The 23,855-nt window shown below is 44.6% G+C and carries 22 protein-coding genes and 1 pseudogene; 14 read left to right on the forward strand and 9 right to left on the reverse strand.

From position 1 onward, the window contains the following. The 8 genes from AB6D06_RS19395 (at position 1) to dbpA (ending at position 9,860) form a co-directional block, all read left to right on the forward strand. A complete protein-coding gene (locus AB6D06_RS19395; protein ID WP_017059470.1) occupies positions 1-2,160 on the forward strand; it encodes a type I secretion system permease/ATPase in 2,160 nt (719 codons plus the stop codon). Next, positions 2,153-3,478 carry an HlyD family type I secretion periplasmic adaptor subunit gene (locus tag AB6D06_RS19400; RefSeq protein ID WP_017059471.1) on the forward strand — a complete coding sequence of 442 codons (1,326 nt, stop codon included), beginning with the start codon at positions 2,153-2,155 and terminating at the stop codon, positions 3,476-3,478. Before AB6D06_RS19395 ends, AB6D06_RS19400 begins: the two co-directional genes overlap by 8 nt. Positions 3,479-3,512: 34 nt before the next feature. Continuing rightward, positions 3,513-4,826, forward strand: a complete 1,314-nt coding sequence (locus AB6D06_RS19405) for a TolC family outer membrane protein (RefSeq protein ID WP_017059472.1) — start codon at positions 3,513-3,515, stop codon at positions 4,824-4,826. Next, complete coding sequence (locus AB6D06_RS19410) at positions 4,826-5,464, forward strand: OmpA family protein (protein WP_017059473.1); 639 nt, start codon at positions 4,826-4,828, stop codon at positions 5,462-5,464. Before AB6D06_RS19405 ends, AB6D06_RS19410 begins: the two co-directional genes overlap by 1 nt. Beyond that, on the forward strand, positions 5,464-6,408 hold the full coding sequence (locus tag AB6D06_RS19415) for a PstS family phosphate ABC transporter substrate-binding protein (RefSeq protein ID WP_372111467.1): 945 nt from the start codon (positions 5,464-5,466) through the stop codon (positions 6,406-6,408). Before AB6D06_RS19410 ends, AB6D06_RS19415 begins: the two co-directional genes overlap by 1 nt. 210 nt (positions 6,409-6,618) lie before the next feature. After that, positions 6,619-7,206, forward strand: a complete 588-nt coding sequence (locus AB6D06_RS19420) for a hypothetical protein (protein ID WP_017071598.1) — start codon at positions 6,619-6,621, stop codon at positions 7,204-7,206. A 217-nt stretch (positions 7,207-7,423) separates the two neighbouring features. Continuing rightward, positions 7,424-8,332: an aldo/keto reductase family oxidoreductase gene (locus tag AB6D06_RS19425; RefSeq protein WP_102333939.1), complete on the forward strand. Its 909-nt coding sequence runs from the start codon at positions 7,424-7,426 to the stop codon at positions 8,330-8,332. A 148-nt stretch (positions 8,333-8,480) separates the two neighbouring features. Beyond that, a complete protein-coding gene (gene dbpA / locus AB6D06_RS19430) occupies positions 8,481-9,860 on the forward strand; it encodes an ATP-dependent RNA helicase DbpA (RefSeq protein WP_372111470.1) in 1,380 nt (459 codons plus the stop codon). 140 nt (positions 9,861-10,000) lie between these two features. Here the strand turns inward: dbpA and AB6D06_RS19435 are convergent, their stop codons facing one another. After that, positions 10,001-10,174 (reverse strand): RNA helicase, encoded by a 174-nt coding sequence (locus AB6D06_RS19435; RefSeq protein WP_065677708.1) that lies wholly within the window; start codon positions 10,172-10,174, stop codon positions 10,001-10,003. A 303-nt stretch (positions 10,175-10,477) separates the two neighbouring features. Here AB6D06_RS19435 and AB6D06_RS19440 point away from each other — a divergent pair, with 303 nt between their 5' ends. Continuing rightward, a complete protein-coding gene (locus AB6D06_RS19440) occupies positions 10,478-11,314 on the forward strand; it encodes a DUF6279 family lipoprotein (protein ID WP_136973986.1) in 837 nt (278 codons plus the stop codon). 72 nt (positions 11,315-11,386) lie between these two features. Here AB6D06_RS19440 and AB6D06_RS19445 read toward each other — a convergent pair whose 3' ends face one another. The 4 genes from AB6D06_RS19445 to AB6D06_RS19460 form a co-directional block, all read right to left on the reverse strand. After that, on the reverse strand, positions 11,387-12,010 hold the full coding sequence (locus AB6D06_RS19445; RefSeq protein WP_136973987.1) for a PolC-type DNA polymerase III: 624 nt from the start codon (positions 12,008-12,010) through the stop codon (positions 11,387-11,389). A gap of 70 nt (positions 12,011-12,080) precedes the next feature. Then, positions 12,081-12,482, reverse strand: a complete 402-nt coding sequence (locus tag AB6D06_RS19450; protein WP_371721934.1) for a PPC domain-containing DNA-binding protein — start codon at positions 12,480-12,482, stop codon at positions 12,081-12,083. Between the two features lie 132 nt (positions 12,483-12,614). Then, positions 12,615-13,811 carry a DEAD/DEAH box helicase gene (locus AB6D06_RS19455; RefSeq protein ID WP_102393310.1) on the reverse strand — a complete coding sequence of 399 codons (1,197 nt, stop codon included), beginning with the start codon at positions 13,809-13,811 and terminating at the stop codon, positions 12,615-12,617. Between the two features lie 196 nt (positions 13,812-14,007). Beyond that, on the reverse strand, positions 14,008-15,639 hold the full coding sequence (locus tag AB6D06_RS19460) for an NAD(P)/FAD-dependent oxidoreductase (protein WP_048606003.1): 1,632 nt from the start codon (positions 15,637-15,639) through the stop codon (positions 14,008-14,010). Between the two features lie 253 nt (positions 15,640-15,892). Here AB6D06_RS19460 and fdxA point away from each other — a divergent pair, with 253 nt between their 5' ends. Continuing rightward, entirely contained in the window at positions 15,893-16,216 is a 324-nt protein-coding gene (gene fdxA / locus AB6D06_RS19465; RefSeq protein WP_065584753.1) for a ferredoxin FdxA, read from the forward strand. 96 nt (positions 16,217-16,312) lie between these two features. Here the strand turns inward: fdxA and AB6D06_RS19470 are convergent, their stop codons facing one another. From AB6D06_RS19470 to AB6D06_RS19480, 3 genes and pseudogenes are all read right to left on the reverse strand, one after another. Further along, the gene (locus tag AB6D06_RS19470; protein ID WP_065584752.1) at positions 16,313-17,047 is read right to left on the reverse strand and encodes an RNA methyltransferase; all 735 of its coding nucleotides are present in this window, start codon (positions 17,045-17,047) and stop codon (positions 16,313-16,315) included. Positions 17,048-17,222: 175 nt separating this feature from the next. Then, a pseudogene (locus AB6D06_RS19475) lies at positions 17,223-18,214 on the reverse strand (aldo/keto reductase). 431 nt (positions 18,215-18,645) lie between these two features. Next, positions 18,646-18,792: a hypothetical protein gene (locus AB6D06_RS19480; protein WP_017059486.1), complete on the reverse strand. Its 147-nt coding sequence runs from the start codon at positions 18,790-18,792 to the stop codon at positions 18,646-18,648. Positions 18,793-19,140: 348 nt separating this feature from the next. On the opposite strand from AB6D06_RS19480, the gene pepT reads away from it, so the two are divergent. The 3 genes from pepT to AB6D06_RS19495 all read left to right on the forward strand — a co-directional run bounded on the left by pepT (position 19,141) and on the right by AB6D06_RS19495 (position 21,880). Beyond that, a complete protein-coding gene (pepT, locus tag AB6D06_RS19485; RefSeq protein ID WP_372111476.1) occupies positions 19,141-20,373 on the forward strand; it encodes a peptidase T in 1,233 nt (410 codons plus the stop codon). A 77-nt stretch (positions 20,374-20,450) separates the two neighbouring features. Next, complete coding sequence (locus AB6D06_RS19490; RefSeq protein ID WP_372052339.1) at positions 20,451-20,918, forward strand: DM13 domain-containing protein; 468 nt, start codon at positions 20,451-20,453, stop codon at positions 20,916-20,918. Between the two features lie 119 nt (positions 20,919-21,037). Continuing rightward, the gene (locus AB6D06_RS19495) at positions 21,038-21,880 is read left to right on the forward strand and encodes a mechanosensitive ion channel family protein (protein WP_372111480.1); all 843 of its coding nucleotides are present in this window, start codon (positions 21,038-21,040) and stop codon (positions 21,878-21,880) included. Positions 21,881-22,010: 130 nt separating this feature from the next. Here the strand turns inward: AB6D06_RS19495 and AB6D06_RS19500 are convergent, their stop codons facing one another. Further along, positions 22,011-22,454, reverse strand: coding sequence for a dCMP deaminase family protein (locus tag AB6D06_RS19500; protein WP_004737813.1), 444 nt, complete (start codon positions 22,452-22,454; stop codon positions 22,011-22,013). Positions 22,455-22,713: 259 nt separating this feature from the next. Between AB6D06_RS19500 and AB6D06_RS19505 the strand changes: the two genes are divergently transcribed. Continuing rightward, positions 22,714-23,850, forward strand: coding sequence for an efflux RND transporter periplasmic adaptor subunit (locus tag AB6D06_RS19505; RefSeq protein WP_065584750.1), 1,137 nt, complete (start codon positions 22,714-22,716; stop codon positions 23,848-23,850). Positions 23,851-23,855 lie beyond the last annotated feature (5 nt).

A 23,855-nucleotide genomic window follows, 5' to 3' on the forward strand; every position in this document is an offset into this window, starting at 1 on the left:
TTGGTAGAACAAAAAGACAGCTGGCTAGCTTGTGTTGAGTGGTTGTGTGAGCATTTTAATGTTCGCAGTCACCCTTCCAAAATAGTGTCTGGCCTCCCTTTAAATGAAGGCAGGCTCAATGAATCCCTTTTTCCAAGAGCGATTGAGAAATCGGGGTTAACGCTGAGCCACGTTAAAAAAGAATTATTGAATCAATGTCAGTTCCCTGTTGTTGCTGTTGAGTCCGCGACAGGGTCTCCTCTTGTCGTAACCCAAAGCTCCGTTGGCGACTTTCAAGTATTGAATTGTGAATCCAACTTAAGTCAACAAATTCTCCTTAAAGACTTAGTCATTAAAGTGGATGCATTTGTTTGGCAAGTGGGTGCTCAAGCGCTTGATGACGCCCGTGTTCAGGCACATGAGCGCAATGACAGTAAATCCAACACCCGTTGGTTGTGGCGGGTGGTCAAAGAAGTGAAGCCTTGGTATCGCGATCTGTTTATCGCTTCGTTCTTGATCAACGTGCTTGCGCTAGTGGTTCCGTTATTTACCATGAATGTGTACGACCGTGTTGTGCCAAACCAAGCGTTTAACACGCTTTGGGTATTAGCAGCAGGCGTTGGTATCGTTGTTATTTTTGATTGGGTATTGAGAAGCTCACGAAGCTCTGTGACTGATATGGCTGGGCGCTATATTGATAACAAGTTGTCTTCTCAGCTGTTCTCGAAAGTCCTTGGTATGAAGCTCGAAAATCGACCTCAATCGGTAGGCGCATTTGCCAGACAGCTTCAAGACTTCGATAGCGTGAAAGATTTCTTCACTTCTATCTCGTTAGTCACTTTAGTCGATCTGCCATTCACTTTGTTATTCCTACTGCTTATCGGCTGGCTCGGTGGCGCAATGATGTTCATACCTGTCGCGATCATGCTTGTTTTGATTGTGCTGAGCATCGCGATGAAAGGCAAGGTCGAGAAAACATTCGATGAAACCGCACGTCTCTCGACACAAAGACAAGCCCAGCTGTTTGATTGCTTAACAACCCTTCCGGATATCAAGCAAAACAATGCTGAGGGTATTACCCAGAAGCGTTGGGAACAGACGATTTCGTCGCTCTCTCAATGGCAGACTCAATCTCGTCATTACTCCAATATCGTGACGCACTCTATTCAGTCCAGTCAGCAGATCGTTACCATCACTCTGATCATCTTCGGCGTGTATCAGATCTCTGAAGGCTTGCTGAGTATGGGTGGTTTGATAGCCGTTGTGATGTTGAGTGGGCGCGCTGCAAGTTCGGTGAACCAGCTTTCTCTTCTATTGCTGAGGTTCCAGCAAACACGTTCGGCCGTTGAAGGGCTGAATCAGATTATGGAGCTACCTCAGGAAGAGTCCAAACACCAAGTTATCGACAAAGGAGACTTTGATGGTGGGGTTAGGTTAGATGAAGTGACGTTTACTTATCCAGAGACTCAAAGCCCTGCATTAAAGGAGATTTCCCTAGAGATCAAACCGGGTGAGCGAGTTGGTCTTGTCGGTGCGGCAGGCGCGGGTAAAACAACTCTACTATCGATTGTTGCGCGCCAGTATTTGCCAACAACAGGACAAGCTTTCTATCAAGAAATCGATGGGCAATTATGGCCAACCAGCGTTCTGCGTAGTGGCATGGGTTGGGTAGGGCAAACCACTAATCTTATTTTTGGCAGTGTTTACGACAACGTTACGCTTGGTGCGACCAACGTTGATGAAGAAAAGCTAAGACAAGCTCTTCAACAGTCGGGTTTGAATGGTTACATGGGGCGCCTAAGCAATGGCCTTGAAACACCTGTCGGTGAGGGTGGTCGGTTACTTTCTGGTGGTCAGCGCCAAGCCGTTGCCATTGCGAGAGCTCTGTATCGTTGTCCAAAGTTATTGATCATGGATGAGCCCACCAGCGCGCTAGATAATCAGGCCGAGATTCAGTTCTTTAATGCACTTCAAAGTATGCCGAGAGAAACCTCAATGCTAATCAGCTCCCATAAGTCTTCATTCTTGATGATGTGTGATCGAGTGATTGTATTGGATAAAGGTCAAATCGTGGCAGAAGGTGAACCTAAAGAAATTCTCTCTTTACAGAAGAAAAGTGTACCTAAAGGTACGAGCCGGTTTAAGACGGTATCTGTGGTGAAGGGAGGTCGTCATGAGTAATGATATTCAATGGACCAACAACCACTTAGCATTCCGCTCTCGAAAGCTGATTTGGTTGAGTGCTCTACTCATTGTATCAATTATCGGTTGGGCTACGTGGGCAACATTAGAAGAAGTCGTGATCGGTGAAGGTAAAGTCGTTCCAAGTCTTTCGGTGCAAACCATTCAGAGCTTAGAAGGTGGACTGGTTCAAGAGATCATGGTGCGACAAGGCCAATCTGTAGTGAAGGGGCAACCTCTAGCTAAGTTAGAAGACACACGTTTTAAGGCGGCGTTTTTAGAGTCGGCTCAACAAGCGGATACCTTGCTTGCTCAGCAATTAAGATTAAAGGCTGAGCTGTCGACGGTCGTTTTAAATAACGATGCGAAAGAGTGGTATGAGCGAGTGGTCTTGGTGCCTCAAGATATTGCGGTTGATGTATCAAGCCACCCTGCGTTAATGAATGCCAAGGCGAACTACCGAGAACGTTTAGGACAGTTGAAGTCTGAACTGGAAGAGGCGGCACTTCGTATCGAGCAACAAGACCAAGCTCGTGTCGATACGTTTAACAATATCCAGACTCTTGAAAGCAGCCTCGAGATTGTGATTCGTGAGCGCAACATGCTGAAAGACGTGGTAGCGAGCGGTGCTGTTGCGGAAGTTGAGCTACTTAAACTCAACCGTGATGTAGTCAAACTCAAAGGTGATATTGCTAGCTCAAAAGTAGCAGCGCAGAAGCAGATAGCTGCCTACTCAGAGTCGATAGCGGATCATCGAAGTATCGCTTTAGATTTTCGTACCAAAGTGCAAGGCCAGTTGAATGAAGTGGCGAGCAAGATAGCGCAGCTGAACGAAAGCCAGCAGGCGATTGCCGACCAACTCAAGCGTACTGAAATTGTCGCGCCCGTTGATGGCACAGTCAAAGAGATCTTTGTGCGTACCATTGGTGGTGTAGTTCGTCCCGGCGAGCCGATCATTGAGATCATTCCATCAAACAGTGACCTGATTGTTGAAGCGAGAATCTCTCCGCAAGATATTGCGTTTGTTCATAACGGGTTAGGTGCAACAGTGAAATTCACGGCCTACGATTTCGTCATTTATGGCGGACTTAAAGGCGAGGTGATTTACGTGAGTGCCGACGCCTTACAAACGGAAGACGGAAACGCCTATTATCGTGCCCATATTCAGTTAAACGAAGACCAGCAACAAAACTCTGCCTTTAGCATTATCCCAGGGATGCAAGTCGCGGTCGATATATTAACCGGAGAGAAAACAGTATTGAGTTATTGGTTAAAACCTATTTTACGAGCTAAGGAAAACTCACTTCGTGAACGATGAAGTGGGTTAAAGCATAAATATAAAAGGAAGTGTAATGCATTCAAAATTCTTACTCTCTTCTTGCTTGCTAATGAGTGGGCTGTCTCAAGCAGCTTCATTAGAAGAGTCCGTGGCCTTTGCCATCGACTATAGCCCAGAGATATTGGCGCAATACTCCCGATACCAATCGGTGGTCAGAGACGGAGACGCGGCGAGTGGTTTGTATATGCCGCAAGTGAACTTGTACGCGGCAGCAGGTTATGAAGAAACGCGCTACAACAGTGGTAGCAAACTTGATACCGATGATCGAGGCCTAACGAGAACGGAAATTGGCGTTAAAGTATCCCAGTTACTATTTGATGGTTTTAAAACCACATCGAATGTCGATCGACTGACGTTCGAAGCAGAAGCTGAGCGTCTAACTCTGATTTCGCGAGCTGAAAACGTATCGTTAGATGTGGTGAGAAATTACCTCGATATCCTAAAAGCAGAGACGCTACTTGAATTGTCTAAGCGTAATGTAAAAGAGCACCAAGAGATCTATCAAGATATCCAAGATAAAAAGAGCAAAGGCTTGAGTAGCAACTCGGATCTGGCTCAAATCTCCGCCCGTGTCGCGACCGCGCAGTCTTCACTTATCGCCGCTCAGAACAACCTGTTTGATTTGCAAACTCAGTATCTACGCTTGGTTGGCAAACCTGCGGTGAACTTGGTTTACCCCCGGTTTGATTACGCTCTATTACCAAGCTCAGCACAGGTCGCACTTGAACAAGCTGTCGAGAATCACCCTGAAATCAAAGCCTCTTTGCTTGATATCGACGCGGCTCGTAAAGAGATGCGCCGCGAGAAAGGGGATTACTACCCAGAACTAAAACTTGAGCTTCATGCCAATAAGAATGACAACGTATCTAACCCGCCAGGCGGTGTCGATGAAGATGCACGTATCATGTTGACGATGGATTATGACCTGTTTAATGGCTTCTCTACGGACTCCCGCGTGGAATCGTCAGCTTGGCGAGTGGAAGAGGCAAGGGCGATCCGATTACGAACAGAGCGTGAGGTTCGAGAAGGTACACAACTGGCTTGGAACGCTTACAAAATGCTTGAGCAGCAAAAATCCTTACTTCAACAGAATGTTGATGCAGCGAAAATTGCAGAGCTTGGCTATATCCAGCAATTCAATGTTGGCAGACGAAGCCTTCTTGATGTACTGGATGCAAAAGTAGAAGTGTTTTTGGCTCGAAGAAACTTCATCAGCACTGAATATGATCAAACGTTAGCGGCTTATCGAGTGTTAAATGCGATGGGTATGTTGACGTATGCGTTGAGGATTGAACATCCAGAAGAGTGGCAAGGGGAGAATAAGTAATGAGATATTTTAAACTAGCGCTACTTAGCTCTATCTTGCTAATGGGATGTGCAGAAACGCCTGATACGACAATGACACGCCACCAAATTGATGACTTAGCGGATAATGACCGAGATGGTGTGATTAACCAGCGAGATCTATGTGCCGATACGCCAGAAGGTGTAACGGTAGACATTAAAGGGTGTGCTAATTGGAAAATTGTCGAAGATGTTGAAGTATTAAGTGTGGCATTTGATTTTGATAAGTATGACCTTAAACCTGATCATACCGCTGTATTAAATGAGTTGGTGCGTTTACTAGGAGAGCAGCCTGATGCTTCGGTTACCTTGGTCGGAGATACCAGTGCTGAAGGTACAAACGTTTATAACAAAGCATTGGCCAAGAAAAGAACTGGCGTGATTCGAGACGCATTGATTGATAGAGGCATCAATGGTGAGCGTATCTTCGAACAAGAGTTTACTCAGATAACCAGCTTAACTCAGCACCTTCACAAGCGTAAGCGCAGAACGATTGCGGTGATTAAGACAGAAAGCATGGAAGTGAATCCATCTTGGAACATCTTCACTTCAGAAATGCAGCTCGATAGTAATAGCGATGTTGAGTCTAAAACGTCGATTGATCCAGTAGGAGGCCAGTAATGAAACGTCTATCGAATAAATCGGGCTTACTGCTTGCTGCTGTACCTATGTTGTTCTCTGCATCGACGTTCGCGAATGATGCCAGTGACATTGGTTTGGTCGCGATTGAGCCGAATATGCAGGGGCTTGTAGAATATCTGCTTAAGAGCCAAGAGATCGACTTAGAAATCTTGTTGAGTGACAGCGTCCCAGAACAGATGATCATGCAGCGCTCGCGTGTTGGTATCACTTCCAAAAAGTGGACTGACAAAGAGATGGCTAGGTTTGATATGCGTTACGGTTATAGGCCAACAGAGCTGATGTTTACCGCTGACGTGATTGCGATTCTAGCCAATGAAAATAACCCTGCGACATCAATCACCGTCGCTGAATTAATTGATGTGTTTGGTTGTTCTAACGATCCTAAACATCCAAAATGGTCAGCAAGTAGTGATATTCGTAACGGTGAAAGCCTAGATACTCATATGTTGCCCTTTGCCATTGATCACAACCTGAAAGGCCATACTACCTTTTCAAGTTGGGTCGAATGTGGAACAGAAGGAGAATATGCCCATACTCAGTTCTTAGCGGATTTACCTGATCTGATTAATAAGATTGAAGACGAAGATGCCGCCATTGGTTACACCGTTTACTCAGATCAGATCTCTGATGTGAAATGGTTGAGCGTGGTTGATAACCTAGGTGTGAACTACGACCTAAACAAAGAAACGATCCTCTCTGGTCGTTACCCGTTAGCAACGGTTTATTACATGTACTTGAATATTCCAGCGCATCGCAAAGGCTTTACGGAACAAGAGGAGTTCTTTGTTGGGCTTACCTTGTCACAAGATCATCAAGTCGTTTTGAACCAATACGGCTTCATCAGCTTGCCGCCAGAAGCTATTCAACGTAACAAAGTCAGATTGTCGCTTGAAGAGCCTGCTATTGAAGGTGGCTACAAGTAATGGGTATGTCATGTTGTAACTGTTGTGGGAGAGTGATATTCTCTCTTTCGTAATGGTTCTCAACGTGACGGATTACGTTATTCGGTGATGAAATTATCTAGCGGGCATGTATGCCCGTTTTTTTTCGCCTAAAATTTGCGACTCGAGCAGTTGTTTGTCGTTTGGTCACGTATAATGGACACTTCATATAGCGCTAAATAAGCCCAGTCGATGAAAATCTTTCAAGTTCTAATCTTGCCTCTAATGCTGTCCCTCAATGCTATTTCATTTTCAGCGCAAGCAACCGAAAGCTGGTGGCTAAGAACAGTATTTAACAGCAGCCCAAGTCTGCCGAATTCTCAAAACTATATTAATGATATCGAGTTGATGGATTGTGGTGAGATCGAAGGTACTTTGTTGTGCAGTGACTTAACCCAATATTACGACCTGGATGTGTATGTTGAACTGGAGTTGGGGGACTCAAGTGTCGAAACGGTTCGCTTAAACCTGCCATATTCGGACCTAAGTTACACAAAGCTTCAGGCATACCTTCGCCAAGATGGCTTTGCTCTCAGTTCAATTCGTATTGGTGAAGATGAATTCGATGTTACAGCTCAACTCGAACAAGCTCGAAATGAAGGTGTTGGTTTCGATAAGGTGGATAAACAGCTGGTCGAATTCATCAACGCGCCTCACGGTTCAGCAGAGCAACTGAGTGTGTGGAATGTGCCTAGCTTATCTTCTTCTAGCTCTACTTCTCCTTGGATTCAGTTACAGAGTGATGGTGACAACTTAACGGTTGAACTTAATCGTTTTTAATTGCTCAAATTTATAGATAGTTTCGTTATTTATTAGGCTAAACAAGCCTTTCAGGAGAACGGCTCGCGGGCAGACAGCAAGTTATAATTCATTTAAGTGTTCGTTTTTCTGCGGCTCTCACATTTTTAATAAGCGTTTAGCTTTGCCATTTGTTATACGTTGAGCCTTCGGTAAAACGAGCTTAGGATACGTTCAGTATTGATAAAGGAGACAACCCATGGTTGCAAGAGTAACGATAGCGCCACAAGGCCCAGAACTTTCTGAGTTGGTGCAAGGATACTGGCGTACAGCAGAGTGGGGCATGACCCCGCAACAACGCCTGACTTTCCTGAAGCAACATATTGATTTTGGCATCACAACTGTTGATCACGCGGATATTTACGGTAACTACCAATGTGAAAAGTTGTTTGGTGAGGCGTTAGCGCTTGAACCAAGCCTTCGTGATGATATTCAAATCGTCACCAAGTGCGATATCAACCTATGTGGTGACCACACTCCAGATCGTAAGATCAATCACTATGACACCAGCGCGCAGCATATTTACCAATCAGTAAATAACTCATTAGAGCGCTTAGGTGTTAACGATATCGATGTATTGTTGATTCACCGCCCAGACGTTTTAATGGATGCGGATGAAGTAGCAGAAGCGTTCGCAGAGCTACACAAAGTAGGTAAAGTTAAGCACTTCGGTGTTTCTAACTTTTCACCGCGTCAGTTCGAACTGCTTCAATCTCGACTCGGTAAGCCGTTAGTGACTAACCAAGTTGAAATCAACCCATTGAACTTTGAAGTGGCTCATGATGGCACGCTAGATCAACTGCAGATGAACCGTATTCGTCCGATGGCATGGTCTTGTCTCGGTGGTGGTAGCATCTTCAGTGGTGATTCAGCGCAAGCGGTTCGCGTTCGTGATGAGCTAGAGGCGATTCGTCAAGAAGTCGGTGCAGACAGCATTGATCAAGTGATTTACGCTTGGGTTCGTCGTTTACCATCTAGTCCAATTGCAATTATTGGTTCTGGTAAGATTGAGCGTGTGAAGACGGCCGTTGATGCACTGAAAATCGAGCTGACGCGCGAACAGTGGTATCGCGTATGGGTGGCATCTAAAGGTCACGGTGTGCCATAGAAAGCAATTCGTATAGAAGTCAAAGCCAGCTAAGTAAGCTGGCTTTTTTGTGTTCGCCTAACATGTTTCTCCAAAACTGTGATTAAGGTGGAATAATTTTCAAAAACACTCATAATGCACTCTGTTTTTCACCAGTTGGATATTTCCATTGAGCACTTCAAAATTCTCTTCAATCGCCCTTAAACCAGAGCTTCTAAATACGTTAGATTCTCTTGGTTATACTGAAATGACGCCGATCCAAGCGTTAAGTCTTCCTACTATCCTAAATGGCAAGGACGTTATCGGTCAGGGTAAAACGGGTTCAGGTAAAACAGCTGCTTTCGGTTTAGGCGTGCTGCAGAACCTAGGCGTTAAGCGTTTCCGTGTTCAGTCTTTAGTGTTATGTCCGACTCGTGAGCTTGCAGACCAAGTAGCAAAAGAGATTCGTACTCTTGCTCGTGGTATTCACAACATTAAAGTGCTGACACTATGTGGCGGTATGCCAATGGGCCCACAGATTGGTTCACTAGAGCATGGCGCACACATTCTTGTAGGCACACCTGGTCGTATTCTTGATCACCTAGAGAAAGGCCGCATTGACCTGTCTGAGCTGAACACACTTGTGTTAGATGAAGCGGATCGCATGCTAGAGATGGGTTTCCAAGACGCTTTGGATGTTGTGATTGAAGCGGCGCCAAAAGAACGCCAAACTCTGCTATTCAGTGCGACTTTCCCTAAACAGATCAAATCTGTTGCAGACCGCATTATGCGCAATCCAGAAATGGTGAAGGTTGAATCAACACACGATCACTCAAGCATCCAACAACACTTCTACAAGTTAGAAGGTTCTGAAGCTCGTGATGACGCTCTAGAGTTGCTGTTACTTCATCACCAACCGGAGTCTGCGGTTGTGTTCTGTAACACTAAGAAAGAAGTGCAGAACGTAAACGATGAGCTAAGCCACCGCGGTTTCAGTGTTATCGAACTTCATGGTGACATGGAACAGCGTGAACGTGACCAAGCTTTGGTTCAGTTCTCAAACAAAACCATCTCGATTCTAGTGGCGACAGACGTTGCGGCTCGCGGTCTTGATGTTGATAACCTAGATGCTGTGTTCAACTTTGAATTGTCTCGCGACCCTGAAGTTCACGTACACCGTATTGGTCGTACTGGCCGTGCAGGAAGCAAAGGCGTAGCGATCAGCTTCTTTAGCGAAAAAGAGATGTACCGTGTTGCTCAAATTGATGAGTACATGGACATGCCAATCGAGCCATCTGAACTGCCAGCAAAACCAATTGCTAAGCCGTACTACTCAAACATGGTTACCATCCAAATTGATGGCGGTAAGAAAGCTAAGCTTCGTGCTGGTGATATTCTTGGCGCACTGACGGGCCAAGGCGGCATTGATGGTAAATCAGTAGGTAAGATCAATCTGTTTGCAATGCGTGCTTACGTAGCGGTAGAAAGATCTGTGGCTAAAAAAGCACTGAACAAAATCGAATCAGGTAAAATGAAGGGTCGTCAATTCCGCGCCCGAATCCTGAAGTAATTCGAGACTGAATCCCTTTGCTGCGATATGTCTAATTAACGACATTGCTAATTAATGGCATTGCAGTAAAGGGTGTTCCACAAAATGCCACTTAAGTTTCTTATCTTAGGTTTATCGACCTAGTCCTCTATACCAAAGCATTATTCATCGGGTCTTATCGAATAAAGATCGTTGATATGTTTTCCTTCGCTAAGATACCAAGTCATCGCTTCCTGTCGATTGTGAACGAATATCGTGATTGTGGTTATTGATCCATCGTCAAAATAACAAAGCTCATATTCTAAATCGCTTGTATGATCAGGAATAGCGGCCATAGCTTCCCTCCCAAATATCAATCATTTTAAATACGTCAACCCAACTCATTTATAGGGCTCGTATCACGTCAAATGAGTAATAAAATCAAGTTACATCACTGCCATTAATTATTTTTAGTTTAATCATTTGCCTAAATAGCTAGATTAGCAAGTTTGGGTCTCAATTTATCTCAAAGTTTTTACGACCACTGTTTATTAAGACTACTTTTATAAGAGCTAGAATTAGCGTTATAAAAACTGGGCTAACCTTAAAGGGATGAGTTAATCGGTTTGTGGCTTTGTTGAATGTCGTGAGAGGGTAGAATGAGAAAGTGCCGGTGGTTAGTTTTAGTGATCTGTTTTCTATTTACTGGGTGCGGGACCAAGTTCGCCTATAACAATATAGGTTGGTTTGTCGTTAGCTATATAGAAGATTTTGTTTCCCTCTCAAATAGCCAAGAATCAGAGCTTGAAGAGCGATTAGATATATTACAGAAATGGCATAAAGAAACTCAGCTACCTCTGTATATTTCGCAATTAGAAGCGATTCAAAACGTAGAACGGTCGGATATGAATCCCGCTTTTATTGTTGGCCAAAGTGAAGAAACGAAAGAGCATATTCGCTCAATCGTCAATAAGTTCGCTCCAGATATTTACGCCTTGAGTATGCAGCTTAGCCCTAAGCAAGACAGGGAGTTTTTAAAGAACTTTCGTGAAAAGCAGCAAGACTATTATGAAGAAAGGTTGTCGTTGAACGATGCCGATTCGAGAGAGCGATACCGAAGCAGAATTGAAGAGCGCGCAGAACGGTGGTTAGGTTCAGTATCGAAAGAACAAAAACAGATTATTTTGGCTTGGTCTAAAGAGTGGGTAAATACCAATAGCAGTTGGCGACAATATCAAAACAACACCTATCAAGAGCTAACGACGCTGATGGCAAAGAAGAGCGATCTGCATATTGCTCAGCCGATTATCATGAAGTTGCTTTTAAACAATGAAGCTTATTATCCTGATGAACTTGAGTCACAACTCAACCAAAATATGGAAACATCAGCCAAGTTTTTAGTAGATATCGCCGCGACCAGCAGTAACAAGCAGTGGGCGTATTTTATGAATGAATTAGAAAGCCTCAAAGGAACGTTGAAGTCATTGCAAGAGTAGAGCGTCCCTTTTAAAGGCTAGCGGTTATTGTCGAGCTAGCCTTTCATCCCACTTTAAGGTGAATTTCGGAACCTAACCCCTGTTGCTCATCAGTAGTTTTGGAATCGAACCTTTGGCTGTCTTCGATATTTTCTGCATCAATTGGAAGCTCGGCTGTGGAATACCGTGGTCACTCTGCAGCTCATCGATCATTAATAACCACAACCTTGCTGTCATTTCTGAATCGGCTAACGCTCTGTGGAAAGTACCGTCGTTGTCGATATTTTTGAAACGCACAAGGTCGCCTAGCTTATGAGTTGGTGCGTCTTGGATTAGACGACGAGCTATCAACATTGAGCAAGCGAACTGTCCATTGTAATCGCGACCAATATTATCTAATTCCGCATCAAGAAAGCGCTTATCAAATGAGGCATTGTGAGCGACAAGTTGGCTGTCTTGAATGAAGTCTGCAAACTCATCCATCACTTCACTACAACTGGCCGCTGTGCTTAACATACGGTTACTGATTCCGGTATAACCTTCAATGAATCCACTCACACGAAATCCCGGGTTCATGAGCTGCTGGAAGGTGTCGACGACTTCGCCGTTAACGAGTTTAACCGCACCGATCTCAATCGCTCGGTCGCCCATATTTGGTGATAAGCCTGTGGTCTCGAAATCGAGAACGATAACGGAATCTGCGGAGTTTGGAGCCATCGTGTTTCCTAATTGCTGTTTGGTAGTATCGCTTTGTATGGGGCGTTTGGTGTTGCTATGGGTCAATCAGTTATTTGCTAGTGCCGATAGTAAGTTCAGTGTAACCCGTCGAATCGTCGTGCTCTCTGCTGAAGGTCAAAGTATCGTAGCGGTGAACGATAAGTTCAGTGGTGGTTGCGATAATCGTCCCTTCAAGCAAATGCCCACCAATCACGTTGCCATTCTCATCAGCAACGGATATATGAACATGCTGGTGGTTTGGGGTTAGCGTCGCCATAAGAGACACAATTTCGAACGGAGCTGTGATTAGCTTGGTGTTGTTCGCATTAGCTAAACGAATATTGAGTTGAGAGACACAACCGACACAAGAAGCGATAGAGCCTGCCGAGATGTTGTGTGTGGTCACTAACCTTTGGATCTCAAGCTTTAGGTCTTGGCCGCGGGTTAATCTCGTTGCGATAGGAGTAATCATCTCATACCTCTGTTTTATCTGTGTATCAAAGAACAAAACGAAGCCGCATAGGGCTTCGTTTTATTTTCATTTTGGCTAATGCGACTTTTCTTTTGGTTAATGCAACTTTGCATTTTCTGTCGCTGAAATTACTTAGTCTTGTTGCTGTTCTCTTTTCTTCTTAGGAACGAAGTTCAATACTGAGATTGGCACTTCTTTGCGTGGTTCGAAACCTTCAACAACGCGACGTTCAATCAAGTGACCCAGACGCTTTTCAATAATGCACAGGTTTTTGAAGTTATCTTTCGATAGGAAAGATATCGCTTCGCCAGACGCATCAGCACGGCCTGTACGACCAATACGGTGAACATAGTCGTCCGCTGGGAAAGGCATGTCGTAGTTTACTACGCGGCTTAGGTTGTCGATATCGATACCACGAGCAGCAACACCCGTCGCGACTAAGTACTTTAGACGACCTTTCTTGAAGTCAGCCAAGATTTTTTCACGAATCGCTTGGCTACGTCCACTATGGAAAGCTTCCGCTTGAATACCACGTTTCTCAAGTTGAGCAACCAACTTAGCAGCGCCGTGCTTGGTTTCGATAAAGATAAGCGCTTGGTCCCAGTTGCCTTCGGTAATCATGTGGCTCAATAGTGCTGACTTACGGTCTTTATCTACGGTAACTAACCATTGCTCAATGTTCGCTTTAGACGCATCTGTCTTGGCAATCGAAATCTCTTCCGCTTCGCTGATAGCACTTTTCGCTAGCGCGCGCACTGGCGTTGAAAGCGTTGCTGAGAACAGTAGATTTTGGATGTCTTGTGGTAGACGCGCGATGATCTTGTTGATGTCTTCAATGAAACCCATGTCTAGCATGCGGTCAGCTTCATCTAGAACCAGAACTTCAACTTCATCAAAGTGAATGGCACGTTGTCCGTACATGTCGATCAAACGACCTGGTGTTGCCACAAGAATGTCGACACCTTCAATCAGGCGATCTTTCTGGTGTTGGTAAGATACGCCACCGTACATCGCTAATGATGTTAGGTTTAGGAACTTCGCGTACTTAGTAATGTTCTGTTCAACCTGAACTGCCAGCTCACGCGTTGGTGTCAGGATAACTGCGCGGATACGTTTTTTACGCTGCGTTTCACCTTTGCTTAGCATTTCTAAGATAGGGAGAACAAAGCTCGCAGTTTTACCTGTACCTGTTTGTGCTGCAGCAATAAGGTTCTTACCAGAAAGAACAATCGGAATTGCTTTTTCTTGAATAGAGGTTGGCTTTTCATAGCCTTGTTTTGCAACGGCTTTAACAATAGGTGAGCTTAATCCAAGCTTGGAAAATGGCATAAGTTTCTCGGTATGATTTGGCTAAATAGCGATGGAAAGGTTTAACAATCTTATACAAGGATAAGATTAATGGCGGCATTCTACCATGTTGCTTGTGTACCGCTAGTCACATGCACATAAAAAAATCCAGTGTCGACAAGACACTGGATTTTTAGTTTTGGTTGATCGCGATCTAGCTTTGCTTTATCGAAAGCGCTTAAGCGATCTCAATCTTCTCAGCTTGGTTCTGCTCTACCATTGATAGTGCTAGCGCTTCTGCGGCCTTAATGCCGTCGATACCAGCAGACAGGATACCGCCTGCGTAGCCTGCACCTTCACCAGCCGGGAAGAAGCCCTTAAGGTTGATGCTTTGGAAGTCTTTGCCACGTTTGATGCATACAGGAGAAGACGTACGTGTCTCAACACCGGTAAGTAGGCCGTCTGGCGTAGAGAAACCTTTGATCTTCTTCTCGAACGCTGGGATTGCTTCACGAATCGCTTCGATAGCAAAATCAGGCAGCGCTTTTGAAATATCAGTCAGGTGGATACCCGGCGTGAATGACGGTTGTACTTCACCGATTGCACTTGGATCGCGACCTTTCAAGAAGTCACCGATTTTTTGAGCTGGTGCATCGTAGTTTTCACCACCAAGAACATAAGCGCCGCTTTCTAGTTCACGTTGTAAACGGATACCAGCCAGTGCGTCACCTGGGTAATCACGCTCTGGGTCGATACCTACAACGATCGCGCTGTTTGCGTTACGTTCTGCACGAGAGTATTGGCTCATGCCGTTCGTTACTACGCGGCCTTCTTCAGACGTTGCAGCAACCACAGTACCACCTGGGCACATACAGAAGCTGTATACAGTGCGGCCATTCTTACAGTGGTGAACGAGTTTGTAGTCCGCAGCACCTAGGATTGGGTTGCCTGCGTTCTTACCGAAACGAGCTTCATCGATCATCGATTGCTTGTGTTCGATACGGAAACCAACAGAGAAAGGCTTCGCTTCCATGTAAACGCCACGATCGTACAGCATTTCAAACGTGTCACGAGCACTGTGGCCAACAGCCAATACCACGTGACGAGATTTGATCTCTTCACCGTTAGAAAGCGTTAGGCCAGTGATTTGACCATCTTCCATATGAACGTCGTCAACACGAGTGCTGAAACGGATTTCGCCACCAAGTTCAATGATAGAAGCGCGCATCTTTTCGATCATGGTAACCAGTTTAAAGGTACCGATGTGCGGCTTACTTACGTATAGAATTTCTTCTGGTGCACCCGCAGCAACGAACTCTTCAATTACTTTACGGCCGTAGTGCTTTGGATCTTTAACTTGGCTGTACAGCTTACCGTCAGAGAAAGTACCTGCGCCGCCTTCACCAAACTGTACGTTTGATTCTGTGTTCAGCGTACGCTTACGCCAGAAACCAAAGGTATCTTTCGTACGCTCACGAACTTCTTTACCACGCTCAACGATGATTGGGTTGAAACCCATTTGAGCAAGCACTAGGCCAGCGAATAGACCACATGGGCCAAAACCGATAACCACAGGGCGCTCAGTTTGGTTCTCAACCGCTTTAGCAACAAACTTGTACTCCATATCAGGAGTCACTTTTACGTGCGGGTCGCTAATGAATTGTTCTAACAACTCAGCTTCGTTTTCAACGAGAACGTCAAGCGTGTAGATAAGTAAGATCTTTGATTTCTTACGAGCATCGTAGCCACGTTTAAAGATATTAAAAGAGAGTACCTGATCAGAGTTAATACCAAGTTTCGCTTCAATAGCGTCTTGAATAGCAGACTCTTCATGGTCTAGTGGGAGTTTAATTTCGGTTAAACGTATCATTTCGATGTCTCGTTTTTATAGGTGTCTTAGCTAGATCGTTTCTTAATACAGAGTTTGATGGAAACGCTGATGTTCAAAGAAGCGATAAGCTCACAATGGCGCGCATTTTACGAGAAATTGATTTATCTGTCATACTAATTTGGAAACATGGAGCAAATAGACACGATATTAGAGCCGTATGATGTTGAATTTTGCTTTGGGATGAGTATTATCCCCATTCTTCAATTTTGACTAACTTATAGAGCAGAGCATCATGGCATTTGTCGTAGGCGATAATTGTATTCAATGTAAATACACAGACTGTGTGGCAGTGTGTCCCGCAGATGCGTTCCATGAAGGCCCAAACTTCATGGTAATTAACCCGATCGAATGTATCGATTGTGGTTTATGTGTACCTGAATGTGATGCTCAAGCGATCTTCCAAGAAGACGAACTGCCAGAAGATCAAAAGATCTTCATCGAAGTGAACGCAGAGCTCGCTGAGATTTGGCCTGTGCAAACGGAAGTAAAAGCACCAATGGATGACGCTGAAAAGTGGAATGGTGTGTGTGATAAGTTGGCAATGCTAGAAAAGTAATTGTTGAAAAGAACTCAAATAAAAAGGCGTACTGATTTAATCAATACGCCTTTTTTAATATCTGAACACTGTCGATTAGCTAGTTAGCTTAGAGGTCTAGCTGTGCTGACGACGCATGTTGTCGAGAATGATGCCAGTCGCCATTGCAACGTTCAAAGACTCTGCGCCACCGAATGCTGGAATCGTAATCTTATCTGTCACGTATTTAGCGGCGTGTTCACGAATACCGTGAGACTCGCTGCCCATCAGCAAAATGCCATTTGCAGTGAAGTCAGTCTTATGAACACTTTCGCCTTCCAAAAATGCACCGTAAACCGGTAGATTCGCTTGCTCTAAGTAAGCTGGTAAGTCAGTTTGACTTACGTGTACTCGGCCAAAGCTGCCCATAGTCGCGCTGATAGTTTTAGGGTTGTATGGGTCTGCGCAATCACTGCTCGCAACGATATGCTTGATGCCATACCAGTCTGCTACGCGAATAATCGTACCTAGGTTGCCAGGGTCTGAAACGCCATCAAGCGCAATCATCAGTCCTGTTGCTTCTGGTAGTTCAAACGTTGGGATCTCAACAACTGCAATCGCGGCATTGTTACTCACCAAAGTACTTGCTTTGGTTAGATCATCCAGCGAGGCTTCAACACAATCAAACTCAATCAGTGAAGCATGATTTTCAGATAAGAAATCAGCGGTAGCAAAGACGTTCTTCACGACTAAGTCACTATTGAACAGCTCAAGAACGTTCTTTTCACCTTGAACTAGAAACAGGCCGTGGGCTTTACGTTGTTTCTTTTGGCCCAAAGCACGAAGGAGTTTTAATTGGTTTTTTGAAATCATGTTTTTATCCTAGATATAAGCCCGCGCATTATAGAGCAAAGGTTAGCGAACCAAAAGCGTGATGACTCAATGCGATCCATATAAAAAGCAAAAGCAACCTACTTAAAAAAGAAAAGCGCACTAAATAGCGCGCTCTTATGGGATTTACTCACCTAAGTTAAGTTGAACTGACAGCCTAATACGGAGCCGGGTAGCGTTTAAATACTGTGTTGATATCAGTCAGGATCTCTTCTGATAGCGGTTTACTGAAAGCGGCTACGTTCTCTTTTAGCTGCTCCATCGTAGTTGCACCAATGATGGTGGACGTCACCCCATCAACTTGATTACACCATGCCAATGCCAGTTGGCTCGGAGTAAATCCATGAGCGTTTGCTACTTCAACATAGCCTTTAACCGCTTCGTTGGCAGATTCAGTGTCACGGAAAATGCCTTTACGTTGCATGTAAGTCCAACGGCTGCCTTCCGGTCTTGCGCCATCGATGTACTTTCCACTCAACATGCCTGCAGCTAAAGGTGACCATGGCAGGTAAGCGACATCTTCATGCACACAGTTCTCAATCAGATATGGCCAGTCTTTTGCGTGCAGTAGGCTAAATTCATTCTGAATCGAAACCATACGTGGCAAATCGTGTTTTTCACTCAGCTTGAGGTAAGTGTTAATGCCCCAAGTAGAATCATCTGAAAGCCCGACATGGCGAATTTTACCCGCCTTAATACAGCTTGCCAGTGCTTGTAGGATTTCCAACATCTCAGCTTCATGCTGCTTTCGGTCAATATCACTAATCGAATGTGATTCGGGAAATGCTTACCAAAGTGAGGTGTAGTGCGATTTGGCCAGTGAAGTTGGTAAAGGTCGATATAGTCTGTTTGTAGGCGTTTTAATGATGCATCAACGGCTGCGATCACGGCTTCACCTGTTATCGGCCCACCATCTCGAACCCAAGGAAGCCCTGGCCCGGCAATTTTGCTCGCAATGATCAACTCTTGTCGACGCTGTGGGTTACGCGATAACCAGTTACCAATGATCGCTTCTGTTTTTCCGTAGGTATCTGGAGAAGGTGGAACCGCGTACATCTCTGCAGTATCGATAAAGTTAATACCTTGGCTTAATGCGTATTCGATCTGTTGGTCGGCTTGCTGCTGCGTATTTTGTAGCCCCCAAGTCATGCTGCCAAGACAGATACGGGAAACGGGAATTTGACTACTTCCTAGCTTTGAATATTCCATTGAATTCGGGGTTCCTGTGGTTAGGTTCTCTGGTACTCGCATTATAGTTTTGAAAAGAGGGCGAATGAGGAATGAAAACGAATATGAATTATTAGCACAAAATGACACGACAAGGTATGGCATCGGGGAGTTTAGTGAGTCATTTCTCAGCGCTGCAAGCTAGTGTGTGCAATGCGTGAAAATACATTCGCGAGAAACTATGAGCCAATTGGTGATCGAGAAGTGAAGAACAACAAGCAATGAGCGAAGGTTTAATGTTCAGCTTGTTTGGGAGTGGGGGAGAGGAGAACAGATCAAAAATAAAAAAGCTCTACCGGATAGAGCGTAGAGCTTTTTTATAGGGGTCTTAATAGTGCTAGGTATTCATTGAGTTACGAGGTCGCGTTTGTGTCTAATCCACCCTGGATCTGCGCCTGTCTTAGAGCTTCCTGCCTTTGAACTTCTTTCTCAGTTAATACTGGTCGAAGCGTTTCCTCAGAGGCTTGAGGAGAGAAAATGAAATATTTATTAATCGTCATAACTGTGTCTCCGTGTAACGTATGACAGATTCTGCATCAAGGATAAATTGTGATCATCATCCACTTTGTACTTTTGTTAGGCTGAGAGCGGAGGGCGTAGAATGCGTACAAAGCGATCTCTTATCATCCGTATGCAATGTTGAACTGACGAAACCCTCTGTTTTCAAGTATAGGAAGCGCATCTAATTTCGCACAATAATGATTTAGAGCAATTACATACATGGTCAGGGGCGTAAGATGAAAACCCTCGCTACTGACTCTGTGCTCGTATTTATTTAACGATGTATCACTTATCGACATAATAATTAAGTCAGTAAATCAATTACTTAATCCATGGTGAGATGAATTATGGAAAAGCTTGTAGAACGTTTTCTGAATTACGTTACTTTTGATACCAAATCCGATCCTTCTAATCAGCAATGCCCAAGTTCACCGGGTCAAATTACCTTTGCTGAAGCCTTAAAGTTAGAATTGGTGGCATTAGACTTAGTTGATGTGTCTTTAGATGACAATGGATACTTGATGGCGAAACTGCCGTCGAATGTCGATTACGATGTGCCTGCGATTGGCTTTGTGGCGCACATGGATACCGCTCCTGACGCATCAGGCGCCAACGTGAAACCACAAGTGATTAAAGATTACCGAGGTGGAACGATTGAATTAGGGGAAAGTGGCGAGAGTTTGAACCCAAGCCAGTATCCAGATCTTGATTCTTTACACGGTCACGACCTGATTACGACTGACGGCACAACTCTGCTTGGTGCCGACAACAAAGCGGGCATCGCTGAAATCATCAGTGCAATTGCTTACCTGAAAGCGAATCCAGACATCAAACACGGCGACATCTGCATTGGTTTCACGCCGGATGAAGAGATTGGTCGCGGTGCGAACCTGTTTGACGTTGAAAAATTTGGCGCCGAGTGGGCGTACACCATCGATGGTGGCCCAGTAGGGGAGTTGGAATTTGAGAACTTCAATGCCACGAGCGCCGATGTTATCTGTCATGGCGTGAACGTTCACCCGGGCACCGCAAAAGATAAAATGGTGAACTCGATGAACATTGCAGCGCAATTCCAATTGATGATGCCTGCGCAAGAAACACCAGAGTGCACAAAAGGTTATGAAGGCTTCTACCACCTGAAATCGGCGGAAATGGGTGTGGCTCGCTCTGAGCTGGGTTACATCATCCGTGATTTTGAACGTGAGGGTGTAGAAGCACGTAAGGCATTCATGCAACAGAAAGTCGATGAGCTGAATGAGCGCCTTGAGAAAGGCCGTGTTGAGCTGGTGCTAACCGATAGCTACTTCAACATGAAAGAGATGGTTGAACCGCATCAACATATTATTGAATTGGCCAAGCAGGCGATGATTGAGTGCAATGTCGAGCCAATGGTTAAACCAATCCGAGGTGGTACAGACGGTGCTCGTTTATCTTTCATGGGGCTACCATGTCCGAATATCTTTACTGGTGGCTACAACTTCCACGGTATTCATGAGTTCATTACCATTCAAGGCATGGAACAGGCGGTTAAAGTGATTGTTGAACTGTCACAACGCACAGCCGTTCACTACCAAAAATAGCGGCCTTTAGCACGATATCTCTTTGTTTTTTTTGAGAGTATTCAATAATACTCTCTTTAAGCATAAGGGAGTACGCAATGAAAAAGTTAGTTTTACTTTGCACCCACTTAGCCGTGGGTGCTTTTGGTTTTGGGCTGGGTGTTTACGCATTACCTATCTTGATTGAGCCTGATTCTCCTTCCTCAAGTTCTGTTGAAGCGATCAGTGAGCAGGCTATCTACACGGGTGAGTTCACTAAAGATCGACAAGACAGTGACTTCTTGCACTGGGGAGAAGGTATCGTTTCTGTGTCTGAAAGTGCGATCGCTTTTGAAGGTGAATTGGCGCCGGGGCCTGATTACAAGGTCTACCTCTCACCTAAGTTCATTGAAACCGAGCAAGCTTTCAATGACAGCAAGAGCGAGTTACTGAGAGTCGGAGATGTGAAAACATTCGACCGTTTTATGGTTGAGCTTCCCGAAGGTACTGATCTTAATCGATTTAATACGGTTGTGATTTGGTGTGAAACTTTTGGTCAATTTATTACTTCTGCCAAGATAAAATGATAGCCTTAGCTAGGCTAATACCAGATTGTAAACGAGCGCTCAGGAGTTGAGCGCTTTTTCATAGTGAAGTCTCCGCTAATCGTTGTAAAGCTCGTCGTTGTAATGCTAAGGAATAAGTAATGGAAAAAGTGTGGCAAGTAATTGATTTTCTACTCGCTCATAAGTTTATTTTTAGTGCGTTGATTATCACTATTATTTTAATCATTCGCCGAATCACCTTATCTCAAATAAGAGGTGATGTTGCTTTGCTTAGTGAAGACCAACGTAACTGGATGTCACGAACCAAAAACGGCACATTCGCGATTATTGTTGTAACGTTATTTGTGTTGTGGAAATCCGAAATCAGCGAGTTTGCGCTATCTGTCACGGCCATTGCTGTTGCGATAGTAGTGGCTTCAAAAGAGATCATTTTGTGTTTCACCGGTTCTATTCAGCGTGCGAGTTCTCGCTCATTTAGAATCGGCGACTGGATCGAAGTGGGTAAAATAAGCGGTGAGGTGATTGAGCACAATTTGATGGCGACTGTGATTCAAGAAATCGATTTGTATCATGGGCAATATCACTTCACTGGTAAGACAGCCACGCTGCCTAATAGTATGTTCTTCACCTATCCGGTAAAGAACCTCAACTTTATGAAGCGCTATGTTTATCATAACTTTTTTGTGACGGTGAAAGACTTTGTAAACCTATACCCTATGGTGCCGGGTCTTATTGTGAAAATTGAAGAGCATTGCGAAGAGTTTATCGATGTTGCTCGCCGTTACAACGGTGTGATCGAAAAGCACGCTGGTGTTGACCTTCCGGGTTCTGAGCCTCACATCCATATCACAAGCAGTTCGACAGGTGAGCAAGAAGTCCATTTTATGATTTTCTGTCCAACCGAGAAGGCGGTTCATCTAGAGCAAGAGATTCGTAAAGACTTTATGGAAGCGTACGCGGAAGCATTCCCAACGAGCGCTTAGTTTGCTCATCAGTTTACAGTGACCAAGCTATAGTCTCTAAACTATAGCGTCCAAACTATAAGTCCAAACATAAGAAAGCCGAGAGCGATACTATCGACTCTCGGCTTTTTTGTTCTTGCTATTTGTTAGCTTAATCTAGGTCAGCGAGTGGTAACCAATCCACTTGTACACCAGCTTGCTCAAACATATCTTGGCTAACTTTAATCTTGTCGCCCCAGCGAGAAAGGAAATCCTCACTTTGCTCTGGGCAATGTACTGCTGAAATACCTGTTTGGATGATTTTTGCTGCACAGTTTGGACAAGGGAAATGAGTCACCCAGATTTCACAGCTGTCCAAATCACGCTTGGCGAATAAGATCGCATTTTCTTCAGCGTGAAGTGTCTTGAGGTACTTCATCTCTCTGTCATCAGTATCCGCACTATCAGACACGCCATGTGGGTAGCCATTAAAACCAACAGAAACAATGCGGTTGTGCTTAGTGATTACGGCGCCGACTTGAGTTGAAGGATCTTTACTCCAAGAACCGACCAATTCCGCCATTTGATAGAAACGTTTAGCCCATTTTGAAATCATGAGAATTCCTTAACAATTAAATGTGAATGCTTATCTGTCTGACAATACATTATGTTAGACAATATCCATAGAGAACAAAAGCTGAGAGATTGATTTACTTAGGAATTGTAGCGTGTTTGTAATCACTTTATAAGCACTTGGTTTCAATTAACATATTGATACACTTTGGCCAGTTATAATTGATATTCCTCGGACAATGGTAACAGAGGTGTTACGTAAATTTTATGCTGTTCAAATACTAATAAGTGACGGTATAACCATGCGTAAAAAGTTGATCCTTACTGCTCTTGCAAGCTCTCTTATTCTTGCTGGATGTGGGCAAGATGCTCAGAATGCCAAGCAAGCGCCTTTACCTCTCGTAGCTGTACAGGATGTTAGCGTCGTTTCTCACCAACAAAGTAAGTCGTACATCGGTCGTATTGAAGCCGTTGAAGACACGGCAATTACTGCACAAGTTTCTGGCTACCTGCAAAGCCGCCATTTCAAAGAAGGCCAAATGGTCGAGAAGGGGCAATTGCTTTACTCAATTGAGCCTTCATCATTTGAAGCAGAAGTAGCAAGCGCGAAAGCGGCTGTTGCTCAAGCGAATGCCAACCTTAAAAAAGCCGAACTTGATTTCAATCGTGGTAAGAACCTACTTCCTAAGGGCAGTATTTCTCAATCTGAATTTGATGCATTAACGGCAAACCTATTAGGTTCTCAAGCACAGTTAGAAGCAAGCCAAGCTCAGTTAAACGCCGCGAATGTCCAACTTTCTCACACCAAAATTATCGCGCCTTTCTCTGGAAGAATCAGTGACACTAAAGTAAGTAAAGGTGACCTAGTTTCACCGTCTTCAGGTGTTCTGACAACTTTGGTTAGCCTAGACCCAATCCATGCATCGTTCAGCATCAGTGAGCGTGAGCGTATTGAGCTGGGTATGGACCGCATCGAAGGCGATGGCAGCAGCGACTCTGCAGGTGTTGAAGTTCAGATCATGCTTGAGAACGGTGAAGCGTTCGAACATCTAGGTCAGCTTGACTTCTTGGGCAACCGTATCAACCTTAATACTGGTACGATCGCGATGCGTGCGATTGCTGATAACCCGAATCAGCAACTACTTCCAGGCCAACACGTTCGCGTTGATCTACGTGAAAAACAACCTATTGATGTTGTGACTATTCCTCGTCGTGCAGTGCAAACCGACCTCGAAGGCGACTTCGTGATGGTATTAGTTGAAGGAGAAGCCGAACCCGTTGCTGAGCGCAGAAACATCGAAATGGGTCGTCAGGTTGAAGGTGGTGTGATTGTTCATTCTGGATTAGAGAAAAACGACGCAGTCATCACTCAAGGCCTACAGCGTGTACGTAATGGTATGTCTGTTCGTATTCAAGCTTCTGCTGAACAAGCTGAGTAAGGGGA

Origin of the sequence: Vibrio sp. 10N.239.311.G01 (assembly GCF_041465805.1) — a bacterium.
GTDB lineage: Bacteria > Pseudomonadota > Gammaproteobacteria > Enterobacterales > Vibrionaceae > Vibrio > Vibrio crassostreae_C.

Bases quoted from the DNA above. Each gene is read 5' to 3' on its own strand.
- AB6D06_RS19490 (WP_372052339.1), top strand. From the start codon at position 20,451: ATGAAAAAGTTAGTTTTACTTTGCACCCACTTAGCCGTGGGTGCTTTT.
- AB6D06_RS19440 (WP_136973986.1), top strand. From the start codon at position 10,478: ATGAGAAAGTGCCGGTGGTTAGTTTTAGTGATCTGTTTTCTATTTACT.
- AB6D06_RS19410 (WP_017059473.1), top strand. From the start codon at position 4,826: ATGAGATATTTTAAACTAGCGCTACTTAGCTCTATCTTGCTAATGGGA.
- AB6D06_RS19495 (WP_372111480.1), top strand. From the start codon at position 21,038: ATGGAAAAAGTGTGGCAAGTAATTGATTTTCTACTCGCTCATAAGTTT.
- AB6D06_RS19405 (WP_017059472.1), top strand. From the start codon at position 3,513: ATGCATTCAAAATTCTTACTCTCTTCTTGCTTGCTAATGAGTGGGCTG.
- AB6D06_RS19420 (WP_017071598.1), top strand. From the start codon at position 6,619: ATGAAAATCTTTCAAGTTCTAATCTTGCCTCTAATGCTGTCCCTCAAT.
- AB6D06_RS19400 (WP_017059471.1), top strand. From the start codon at position 2,153: ATGAGTAATGATATTCAATGGACCAACAACCACTTAGCATTCCGCTCT.
- AB6D06_RS19445 (WP_136973987.1), bottom strand. From the start codon at position 12,010: ATGGCTCCAAACTCCGCAGATTCCGTTATCGTTCTCGATTTCGAGACC.
- AB6D06_RS19450 (WP_371721934.1), bottom strand. From the start codon at position 12,482: ATGATTACTCCTATCGCAACGAGATTAACCCGCGGCCAAGACCTAAAG.
- AB6D06_RS19415 (WP_372111467.1), top strand. From the start codon at position 5,464: ATGAAACGTCTATCGAATAAATCGGGCTTACTGCTTGCTGCTGTACCT.
- AB6D06_RS19425 (WP_102333939.1), top strand. From the start codon at position 7,424: ATGGTTGCAAGAGTAACGATAGCGCCACAAGGCCCAGAACTTTCTGAG.
- AB6D06_RS19505 (WP_065584750.1), top strand. From the start codon at position 22,714: ATGCGTAAAAAGTTGATCCTTACTGCTCTTGCAAGCTCTCTTATTCTT.
- AB6D06_RS19435 (WP_065677708.1), bottom strand. From the start codon at position 10,174: ATGGCCGCTATTCCTGATCATACAAGCGATTTAGAATATGAGCTTTGT.
- AB6D06_RS19500 (WP_004737813.1), bottom strand. From the start codon at position 22,454: ATGATTTCAAAATGGGCTAAACGTTTCTATCAAATGGCGGAATTGGTC.
- AB6D06_RS19455 (WP_102393310.1), bottom strand. From the start codon at position 13,811: ATGCCATTTTCCAAGCTTGGATTAAGCTCACCTATTGTTAAAGCCGTT.
- AB6D06_RS19470 (WP_065584752.1), bottom strand. From the start codon at position 17,047: ATGATTTCAAAAAACCAATTAAAACTCCTTCGTGCTTTGGGCCAAAAG.
- pepT (WP_372111476.1), top strand. From the start codon at position 19,141: ATGGAAAAGCTTGTAGAACGTTTTCTGAATTACGTTACTTTTGATACC.
- AB6D06_RS19480 (WP_017059486.1), bottom strand. From the start codon at position 18,792: ATGACGATTAATAAATATTTCATTTTCTCTCCTCAAGCCTCTGAGGAA.
- fdxA (WP_065584753.1), top strand. From the start codon at position 15,893: ATGGCATTTGTCGTAGGCGATAATTGTATTCAATGTAAATACACAGAC.
- AB6D06_RS19460 (WP_048606003.1), bottom strand. From the start codon at position 15,639: ATGATACGTTTAACCGAAATTAAACTCCCACTAGACCATGAAGAGTCT.